The sequence below is a fragment of the Photorhabdus sp. RM96S genome, assembly GCF_042879335.1.
Classification (GTDB): Bacteria; Pseudomonadota; Gammaproteobacteria; order Enterobacterales; family Enterobacteriaceae; genus Photorhabdus; species Photorhabdus kayaii.
In genome coordinates this window covers 1-349 of the sequence record NZ_JBHFKT010000212.1, presented here as the reverse complement: position 1 = coordinate 349, position 349 = coordinate 1, and the positions used below count along the sequence as shown (strand labels likewise).

At 59.9% G+C, this 349-nt stretch carries 2 protein-coding genes; one reads left to right on the top strand and one right to left on the bottom strand.

Going from position 1 to position 349, the window contains the following annotated elements; translation table 11 throughout:
- The coding region (locus tag ACGF49_RS25030) for an RHS repeat domain-containing protein (protein WP_387493464.1) at window positions 1–219 on the bottom strand (219 nt) is incomplete at its 3' end.
- On the opposite strand from ACGF49_RS25030, the gene ACGF49_RS25025 reads away from it, so the two are divergent.
- The coding region (locus ACGF49_RS25025) for a hypothetical protein (protein WP_387493467.1) at window positions 148–349 on the top strand (202 nt) is incomplete at its 3' end. The genes ACGF49_RS25030 and ACGF49_RS25025 overlap by 72 nt on opposite strands.

Genomic DNA, 349 nt, shown 5'->3' with positions numbered 1-349 from the left:
ATGGTCGTCATCGTATGCAAAACGGTCCTGCCAGTATCCCTGCGGGGTGGTGGTGGCCGTCACCCGGCCCGCTTTGTCATAGTGCACGGTGACATCGGTTTTATCGGTGTCATGCCAGCGGGTCATGTTCCCCTGCGGCGTGTATTCATGCCACAGGTGGTGAAACTGAAAGGTGTCACATTCCGCCAGATACCCGGGATTATCATAGCGGCAGGTCACCAGCCGCTGGCGCTGTGCCGCGTGCAGCCAGTCAATGGCCGTGAGCTGCTGGTGTTCGTAGTGCAGCGCCAGGGTCGTGGTGTCGGCATGGACCAGGCGGGTCAGGCGGTGGTGTTCATCGTAATGAAAG